This is a genomic window from Nocardiopsis sp. TNDT3 (assembly GCF_003427465.1).
GTDB classification, from domain to species: Bacteria; Actinomycetota; Actinomycetes; order Streptosporangiales; family Streptosporangiaceae; genus Nocardiopsis; species Nocardiopsis dassonvillei.
In genome coordinates, this window is the sequence record NZ_QPFC01000361.1 from 1 (window position 1) to 8708 (window position 8708).

The window sequence follows — 8708 nt, forward strand, 5'->3', positions numbered from 1 at the left end:
GCGGCGCGGACCGAGCTGCTGGGCGCCCGCGAGGTGCGCGCCGCCCTGGCGGGGGTGCCGCCCGGCGAGGCCGCGTGGACGGTCCCGCTGGGGCTGGCGGGCGCCGGGGAGCCGCGCGCCGGGGCCGTCTACCTGGAGACCCTGCGCCTGCCCCGCGACCGCTCGTCCTCGCGCGGCCGCCGCGTCTGGCTCCAGCCCGAGGACGACGTCCCCCACGTGCGCGACCCCCTCAACCGCCTGCGCGACGCCGTGGGCCTGCGGCCCGGCCAGGTGGTCCTCGCCGCCTCCCTGGCCTCCGCCGCCGCCGAGGTCCTGGGTTCGGAGGACCTCCTGCTCTGCTCGCCCCGCCAGGCAGAGGACCTGGGGCTGTACTGGCGCCCCACGGGCGAGGTCCGCCTCGCCCGCGGCTACGAGGTGGCCGCCGAGGCCGGGGACGAGGCGGAGCGGCTGCGCGCCCTCCTGGGACGGGCGATCGCCCGGTGCCTCGGCGCCCCGGCGGGGGAGAGCCGAGGCGAGCCGTCCGGGCGCGAACCGCTCGGACGCCCCGACCCCGGACAGGAGCCCGCGTGAGCGCCACCGCCCTGGTCCGCGACCTGCGCCGCGAACTCGACGAGGGGGGACTGCGGGGCTCCTTCCTCGTACGTGACCTGCGTACGGGCGAGGAACTGGGCATCGAACCCGACCTGGAGTTCTCGACGGCCTCGCTGGTCAAGGTCCCGCTCGCCGTCGCCACGCTCGAACGGATCCGCGCGGGGGAGATCGACGGCGCTGAGCAGGTCCTCGTGCAGCCGGGCCGGATCACCACCCCGGGGCCCACCGGGGTGAGCCGGTTCCGCCACCCGGCCCGCGTCAGCGTCGAGGACCTGCTCTACCTCAGCATGTGCCTGAGCGACAACGCCGCCACCGACGCCCTGTTCGAGATCACCCCTCCCGAGCGGGTCGCCGCGTCGCTGCGCGCGGCCGGGCTGCGCGGCATCACCGTCCGGCACACGATGCGCGGCCTCAGCGACACCCCCGCCGACCGGCTCGGCCCCGAGGGCGCGCACCTGGCGCACTCGCTGGCCATCGGCGAGGGCACCGCCGGACGGGGGCACCGCATCGAGCAGCTCGACGTCACCCGGGCCAGCTCCGGGGCGGCCCGGGCCTTCGCCGACCTGCTGGAGGCGCTGTGGCGGCCCCGGGCGATCGACCCGGACGTGGCCGCCCGGGTGCGGGAGCTGATGGGCGACAACCTGCTGCGCCACCGGCTGGCCCCCGACTTCACCTCCGACCTCTCCCGGTGGTCGTCCAAGACCGGAACCCTGCTCAACCTGCGCCACGAGATCGGTGTGGTCGAGCACGCCGACGGCCAGGCCTTCGCCGTCGCGGTGCTCACCGAGTCGCGCGTGCCCGCCTACCACCAGCCGGGGGCGGAGGCGCTCATGGCGCGCGTGGCGCGGGAGCTGCGCGACCACCTGCGGGCGGGCGTCCGCTGACCGACGAGGGCGCACCCCTTCACCGTGATCCTCTACCCGTAGCCGAAGCCGGTGCCCGAACCCCGCTGTAAGGCGCAGGCCAGGGCCCTCAGGTCACACCGGCGACGCGTGCGGCCCGACCATGGGGGCGGGCCTCAGCCCCGGGCGGCGAGCCCGAGGGCCGGGGCGAGCCGGGCCAGCACCGGCAGGATGTCGCCGTCCTCGGCCAGCGGCTGCACCGCGACGTGGTCCGCGCCCGCCTCCAGGTGCGCGCGCAGCTCCGCCGCCGCCGACTCCGGCGCGCCCTGCGCGACCATGGCGTCCACCAGCGCGTCGCTGCCGCCGTCGGCGAAGTCCTCGTCGGAGAAGCCCAGGCGCCGGAAGTTGGCGAGGTAGTTGGTCAGCCGGTTGTCGACGTAGACGCTGAGCCCCCTCCTGGCGGTGCGCCGGGTCCGCTCGCGGTCCTCTCCCAGGGCCACCTTGTGCTCGGGAGCCAGCAGCGGGCCCTGGCCCAGAGCCTCGCGCGCGCCGCGGGTGAACTCGGGGTTGACCAGGTAGGGGTGGGCTCCGGCGGAGCGCTCGGCGGACAGGCCGAGCATCCGAGGCCCCAGGGCGGCGACCACGCGCCGGTCCGCGGGCACGCCGCCGCGGTCGAGGGCGTCCAGGTAGTCCACCACCGCGCCGAAGGGCCTGACCGCCTCGGGGCCGTTGGCCTCGCGGTGGCCCGCGCCGATGCCGAGCAGGAACCGGCCGGGGTGCTCGGACTCGATCCGGCGGAAGGAGTCGGCCAGCGCCTCCGCGTCCGCGGTCCAGATGTTGACGATGCCCGTCGCGACCGCGATCCGCGACGTCGCGGCCAGCGCCGTGGACACCTCCTCCAGATCTGCGCCGGGGGAGCCGCCGACCCAGACGGCTCCGTAGCCCAGCCGTTCGATCTCGGCGGCCGCGTCGGCGGTCAGGTCGGTCCTCGTCACCCACACTCCGTAGGTCCCCAGGTCGACGGCGGTGGCGTTCAGGCTCATGTCGGGCCTTTCTTGACGGTGGTGTCGGCGTGCCGCCCCCTGCGGCCCGCCGGACGGACACGGGGGGACCTACCCACCTCCCGCCCCGAACGAGCGCCTCAGGGCGGGGGGAGGAGAGCCGTCCGGGCCGTTGTGCCCCGTTCTCCGCGGAGCACCGGGCGCGTCTCCCCGGGACGTGCTCCGTGACGCCCGCCCGGTGCGGGGCCGAGGACCCGGCCGCCGGGACGGACCACGGCGCCCGCGCGGCGCGGGGATTCCGGTCACAGCGGGTGCAGGCGTTCGGCCGCGCCCGCGCGCACGGCCTCCGAGACCCGGTCCAGGACCGGGGAGCGCAGGTTCCACCGCTGCCAGTACAGGCGCACGTCCACGGGGCGGTCCGGGGCCAGGGCCACGAGCCGCCCCGAGGCGATGTGCTCCGAGCACTGCGGTTCGGGCACCACGCCCCACCCGAACCCGAGCAGGACGGCCCGGGCGAAGTCCTCCGAGGCCGGGACGTAGTGCCGGGGGCCGCAGGGCTCACCGCCGGGGGACTCGCGCAGGAACCGGTCCTGGAGGTCGTCTCGGCGGTCGAAGTTGACCACCGGCGCCCGGGCGAGCAGCTCCGGGTCCGCCCGGCCGCCGAGGTGCTCCCGGTCGAAGCCCGGGCTGCACACCGCGTGGTAGCGCATCGCGCCCAGCCCCGCCACGGTGCACCCCTGGACCGCCTCGGGGGTGGAGGTCACGGCGGCCATCACCGCCCCCGAACGCAGCAGGGAGGTGGTGTGCTCCTCGTCCTCGCGGTGGATCTCGAACACCGCGCCCAGGTCGGCGGGCGGGTCCGCCAGCGCCTCCAGGAACCAGGTGGCCAGGCTGTCGGCGTTGACGGCCAGCGGCACCGACACCCGGCCCCGCTCGCGCTCGCCCAGCCGCAGCTCCGCGGAGGCGTCCTCGTCCAGCAGCAGCACCTGGCGGGCGTAGCGCAGCACCACGTCCCCGGCGGCGGTGGTCCGCACGGGGTTCGTGCGCTGGACCAGCACACGGCCCGCGGTCTGCTCCATCGCCCGGACCCGCTGGGACACCGCCGAGGCGGTCACGTGCAGCCGCCGCGCGGCGGCATCGAAGGTGCCCTCGTCCACCAGGGTCGTCAGGGTGCGCAGATGGTCGAACTGGAACGGCATCTTAAGCCTCCCTCATGGATCCTAAGAAAGTTTAGCTTTACTGCACACGGGTGCCTGACCTAGCGTTCCGGGGTGAACGAGACACTTCTCCCCGCCATGCTCGGCCTCGGTACCGGGCTGGCGCTCATCGTGGCCATCGGCGCCCAGAACGCCCACGTCCTGCGGATCGGCATCGAGGGCCGCACCGGCACCGTCCTGCCGGTGGTGCTGGTCTGCGCCCTGTCCGACGCGGTGCTGATCACGGCCGGGGTCCTCGGCGTCGGCGTCGTCGTCGAGGCCGCGCCCCTCGCCGTCGCCGCGGTCCGCCTGCTGGGCGCGGGCTTCCTGGTCGTCTACGGCCTGTCCGCCGCGCGCCGCGTCCTGCGCCCCGGCTCCCTCGTGGTCGGCGGCGCTTCCTCCGTCGGGCGCGGGGCCGCGGTGACCACGGCGCTGGTGCTCACCTGGCTCAACCCGCACGTGTACCTGGACACGGTGGTGTTCCTGGGCTCCCTGGCCAACCAGCAGGACGGCGACGCACGTTGGTGGTGGACGGCGGGCGCGGTCACGGGCAGCCTCGTGTGGTTCTTCGGGCTGGGCTTCGGCGCCCGTCTGCTGCGCCCGGTCTTCGCCCGCCCGGGCGCCTGGCGGGTCCTGGACGCGCTCATCGCCGCCGTCATGCTCACCCTGGGCGTGCGCATGGCACTCGGCGCCTGAGTCGCCGCCCCTTCGCCGGGCCGGCCGCACCCCGGCGGAGCCCGGTGGCCCGCGCGTGCGCTGGGACCATGGGGTCGTCGTCCACGTAGACCACGCGCGCGGACCGACGTCCTCGGCGGACAGCCGGTCCGGGGCCGGGTGGCGCCCCGCCCGTCCCCGCAGGGCCCCTCCGGGAAGCCCCGCAGGCGTCGTTCGGGGCGGCGTGGTGAGGGCCTCCCTCTGGGGTCGTGTACGCCCCGGCCATAAAACGTTTCAAGTAAGGAAGGGTCGCCTGGCCAGCCGAGAGATAGGGTGAACCTTGACACATGAGAAGAGCTGGCGGTAGTTTCAGCCCAGCCTGAGTGAAACGATTCAATGGGCCTTCTCGCCGGTCGTACCGGCGGGCGCGCCCTCCCCGAACGGAGCCCCACCGTGGCAGCACTCCCCGAACGCGGCGCGGACGCCCTGGCCGTCCTGCGACGCCAGCACATCGAACTCCCCTCCTGGGCCTTCGGGAACTCCGGTACCCGGTTCAAGGTGTTCGCGCAGCCCGGCGTCCCCCGTGACCCCTGGGAGAAGGTCGCCGACTCCGCCGAGGTCCACCGCCTCACCGGGGTCGCCCCCACGGTCGCCCTGCACATCCCCTGGGACCGGGTCGACGACTACGCCGCGCTCGCCGCCCACGCGCGCGACCTGGGCATCGGCGTCGGCACCATCAACGCCAACGTCTTCCAGGACGACGACTACCGGCTCGGCAGCGTCACCAACCCCGACCCGGGCGTGCGCCGCAAGGCGATCGACCACCTGCTGGAGTGCGTGGACGTCATGGACGCCACCGGCTCGCGCGACCTCAAGCTGTGGTTCGCCGACGGCACCAACTACCCCGGCCAGGACGACCTGCGCGCCCGCCAGGACCGCCTCGCCGAGGCCCTGTCCGAGGTCTACGACCGGCTCGGCCCCGACCAGCGCCTGCTGCTGGAGTACAAGCTCTTCGAGCCCGCCTTCTACGCCACCGACGTCCCCGACTGGGGCACCGCCTACGCCCACTGCCTGGAGCTGGGGGAGAAGGCCGTGGTCTGCGTGGACACCGGCCACCACGCCGCGCACACCAACATCGAGTTCATCGTCGCGTTCCTGCTGCGCGCCGGGAAGCTCGGCGCCTTCGACTTCAACTCGCGCTTCTACGCCGACGACGACCTCATGGTCGGCGCCGCCGACCCCTTCCAGCTCTTCCGCATCATGTACGAGGTCGTACGCGGCGGCGGCCTGGCCGCCGACACCGGGGTCGCGTTCATGCTCGACCAGTGCCACAACATCGAACCCAAGATCGCCGGTCAGATCCGCTCGGTCATGAACGTGCAGGAGGCCACCGCCAAGGCCCTGCTCGTGGACGCCGACGCGCTCGCCGCCGCCCAGCGCGAGGGCGACGTCCTGGCCGCCAACGCCGCCCTGATGGACGCCTACAACACCGACGTGCGGCCCCTGCTCGCCGACCTGCGCCGGGACCAGGGCCTGGACCCCGACCCCATGGCCGCGCACGCCCGCTCCGGCTACGCCGAGCGCGTCGCCGAGGAGCGCAGGGGCGGCGCCCAGGCCGGGTGGGGCGCGTGAACCGGCCGCCGTCCACGCCAGAGCACAGCAGCACCGAACAGGGAGACCCCGTGTCCGACGTCGTCGAACAGCTCCTCGCCCGCAGCAACACCCTCGGCGCCGACCCGCGCAACACCAACTTCGCCGGGGGCAACACCTCCGCCGCGGGCACCCGCACCGACCCCGTCACCGGACAGGACGTCGACCTGCTCTGGGTCAAGGGCTCCGGCGGCGACCTGGGCACCCTCACCGAGGACGGCCTGGCCGTGCTGCGCCTGGACCGCCTGCGCGCCCTCGTGGACGTCTACCCCGGCGAGGACCGCGAGGACGAGATGGTCGCCGCCTTCGACCACTGCCTGTTCGGCAGGGGCGGCGCCGCGCCCTCCATCGACACCGCCATGCACGGCCTGCTGCGCGCCGCGCACGTGGACCACCTGCACCCCGACTCCGGCATCGCCCTGGCCACCGCCGCGGACGGCGAACGCCTGACCCGCGAGTGCTTCGGCGACCGCGTGGTGTGGGTGCCCTGGCGCCGTCCCGGGTTCCAGCTCGGCCTGGACATCGCCCGTATCGCCGAGGAGAACCCCGACGCCATCGGCGCGATCCTGGGCGGCCACGGCATCACCGCCTGGGCCGAGACCAGCGAGCAGTGCCAGGCCAACTCCCTGGAGATCATCCGCACCGCCGAGGGGTTCTTGGAGGAGAACGGCCGCCCCGAGCCCTTCGGCCCCGTCCTGGAGGGCTACGGCGCCCTGCCCGAGGCCGAGCGCCGCCAGCGCGCCGCCGCCCTGGCCCCGGTCATCCGCGGGCTGGCCTCCACCGACCACCCCCAGGTGGGCCGCTTCACCGACAGCGACGTGGTCCTGGACTTCCTGGCCGGGGCCGAGCACCCCCGCCTGGCCGCGCTGGGGACCTCCTGCCCCGACCACTTCCTGCGCACCAAGGTCCGGCCCCTGGTGCTCGACCTGCCCGCCGACGCCCCGCTGGAGCGGGCCGTGGAGCGCCTGCGCGAACTGCACGGGGAGTACCGGGCCGAGTACCGCGCCTACTACGAGCGCCACGCCGACGCCGACAGCCCCGCCATGCGCGGCGCCGACCCGGCGATCGTGCTGGTCCCCGGGGTGGGCATGTTCTCCTTCGGCAAGGACGCCAAGACCGCGCGCGTGGCGGGCGAGTTCTACGTCAACGCGATCAACGTGATGCGCGGCGCCGAGTCCGTCTCCACCTACCGGCCCATCGAGGAGTCGGAGAAGTTCCGCATCGAGTACTGGGCGCTGGAGGAGGCCAAGCTCGCCCGCCTGCCCGAGCCCAAGCCGCTCGCCGCCCGGGTCGCCCTGGTCACGGGCGCGGCCAGCGGTATCGGCAAGGCCATCGCCGCCCGCCTGGCGCGCGAGGGCGCCTGCGTGGTCGTGGCCGACCTGGACGCCGACAGGGCGGCCGCCGCCGCGGCCGAACTGGGCGGCTCCGACACGGCCGTGGGCGTGGCCTGCGACGTCAGCGACGCGGACGCGGTGGCCCGCGCCTTCGCCGCGGCGGCCCTGGCCTTCGGCGGCGTGGACCTGGTGGTCAACAACGCCGGGCTGTCCATCTCCAAGCCGCTGCTGGAGACCAGCGAGCGCGACTGGGACCTTCAGCACGACGTCATGGCCAAGGGGTCCTTCCTGGTCTCGCGCGAGGCGGCCAGGACGATGACCGCCCAGGGCATGGGCGGCGACATCGTCTACATCGCCTCCAAGAACGCCGTGTTCGCCGGTCCCAACAACGTCGCCTACTCCGCGGTCAAGGCCGACCAGGCCCACCAGGTGCGGCTGCTGGCCGCCGAACTGGGCGGCGAGGGAATCCGGGTCAACGGCGTCAACCCCGACGGGGTGGTGCGCGGCTCGGGCATCTTCGCCGGGGGCTGGGGCGCCCAGCGGGCCAAGGTGTACGGGGTCAGGGAGGAGGACCTGGGCGCGTTCTACGCCCAGCGCACCATCCTGGGCCGCGAGGTGCTGCCCGAGCACGTGGCCAACGCGGTGTTCGCGCTGACCGCGGGCGAGCTGTCGCACACCACCGGCCTGCACATCCCCGTGGACAGCGGCGTCGCCGCGGCCTTCCTGCGATGAGCGCCGCCGGAGGGGGCGCCGTCCACGCCGCCGTCGACCTGGGCGCCTCCAGCGGCCGGGTCATCGCCGGGCGGGTCGAGGACGGGCGGCTGCGCACCGAGGAGGTCGCCCGCTTCCCCAACGGGCCGGTCACCGTGCCCGCGGGAAGCCGCGCCGGCCTGCACTGGGACGTGCTGTCCCTGTACGCGGGCGTGGTCGAGGGGCTTCGCCGGGCCGCCGGACCCCACGGCCTGGCCTCGGTCGGCGTGGACTCCTGGGCGGTGGACTACGGGCTGCTCGACGCCGACGGCGCCCTGCTCGGCAACCCCGTGCACTACCGCGACGGGCGCACCGACGGGGTGCCCGAGCGGGTGTTCGCGCACCTGCCCGCCGAGCGGATGTACGCGGTCAACGGGTTGCAGGTGCAGCCGTTCAACACGGTGTTCCAGCTCGCAGCCGCCTCCGGCGGCGCCCAGCTGGCCGCGGCCCGCGATCTGCTGCTCGTGCCCGACCTACTCGGGTACTGGCTGACGGGCGAGCGGGTCGCGGAGCTGACCAACGCCTCCACCACCGGCCTGGTCGACGTGCGCGAACGCCGCTGGGCCGACGCCTGCCTGGACCTGCTGGAGACGGGCTTCGGGGTCGCGGCGCGGGACCTGCTGCCCGGTCTGGTCGAACCCGGAACCGTCGTCGGCGCCCTCCGGCGCGGCCCGGAACCCGGTGCGGGCC

General features: G+C 74.9%; 7 protein-coding genes and 1 pseudogene. 6 read left to right on the forward strand and 2 right to left on the reverse strand.

Annotation, left to right across the window (positions count from 1 at the left end; genetic code table 11):
- Window positions 1-570 (forward strand): annotated as a pseudogene (locus DQW06_RS09565) (LysR family transcriptional regulator); the annotation flags it as partial.
- Window positions 567-1475: a serine hydrolase gene (locus tag DQW06_RS09570; protein WP_013153414.1), complete on the forward strand. Its 909-nt coding sequence runs from the start codon at window positions 567-569 to the stop codon at window positions 1473-1475. The pseudogene DQW06_RS09565 and the gene DQW06_RS09570, both read left to right, overlap by 4 nt.
- Window positions 1476-1609: 134 nt before the next feature.
- On the opposite strand, the gene DQW06_RS09575 is transcribed toward DQW06_RS09570, so the two are convergent.
- Both DQW06_RS09575 and DQW06_RS09580 read right to left on the reverse strand, forming a co-directional pair.
- On the reverse strand, window positions 1610-2476 hold the full coding sequence (locus DQW06_RS09575) for a TIGR03620 family F420-dependent LLM class oxidoreductase (RefSeq protein WP_013153413.1): 867 nt from the start codon (window positions 2474-2476) through the stop codon (window positions 1610-1612).
- Window positions 2477-2736: 260 nt separating this feature from the next.
- Window positions 2737-3633, reverse strand: a complete 897-nt coding sequence (locus DQW06_RS09580) for a LysR family transcriptional regulator ArgP (protein WP_013153412.1) — start codon at window positions 3631-3633, stop codon at window positions 2737-2739.
- A 96-nt stretch (window positions 3634-3729) separates the two neighbouring features.
- Here DQW06_RS09580 and DQW06_RS09585 point away from each other — a divergent pair, with 96 nt between their 5' ends.
- From DQW06_RS09585 to DQW06_RS09605, 4 genes are all read left to right on the forward strand, one after another.
- Complete coding sequence (locus tag DQW06_RS09585; protein ID WP_071622197.1) at window positions 3730-4326, forward strand: LysE/ArgO family amino acid transporter; 597 nt, start codon at window positions 3730-3732, stop codon at window positions 4324-4326.
- 411 nt (window positions 4327-4737) lie between these two features.
- Entirely contained in the window at window positions 4738-5916 is a 1179-nt protein-coding gene (rhaI, locus tag DQW06_RS09595) for an L-rhamnose isomerase (RefSeq protein ID WP_013153410.1), read from the forward strand.
- Window positions 5904-8000, forward strand: a complete 2097-nt coding sequence (locus DQW06_RS09600) for a bifunctional aldolase/short-chain dehydrogenase (protein WP_198662413.1) — start codon at window positions 5904-5906, stop codon at window positions 7998-8000. The genes rhaI and DQW06_RS09600 overlap by 13 nt, the downstream gene beginning before the upstream one ends.
- Window positions 7997-8708 (forward strand): FGGY family carbohydrate kinase (locus DQW06_RS09605; RefSeq protein WP_255418224.1); only part of this gene is annotated, 712 nt, incomplete at its 3' end. The genes DQW06_RS09600 and DQW06_RS09605, both read left to right, overlap by 4 nt.

Coding starts and splice junctions, on each gene's coding strand:
- DQW06_RS09575 (WP_013153413.1), bottom strand. CDS start 2,476: ATGAGCCTGAACGCCACCGCCGTCGACCTGGGGACCTACGGAGTGTGG.
- DQW06_RS09580 (WP_013153412.1), bottom strand. CDS start 3,633: ATGCCGTTCCAGTTCGACCATCTGCGCACCCTGACGACCCTGGTGGAC.
- DQW06_RS09585 (WP_071622197.1), top strand. CDS start 3,730: ATGCTCGGCCTCGGTACCGGGCTGGCGCTCATCGTGGCCATCGGCGCC.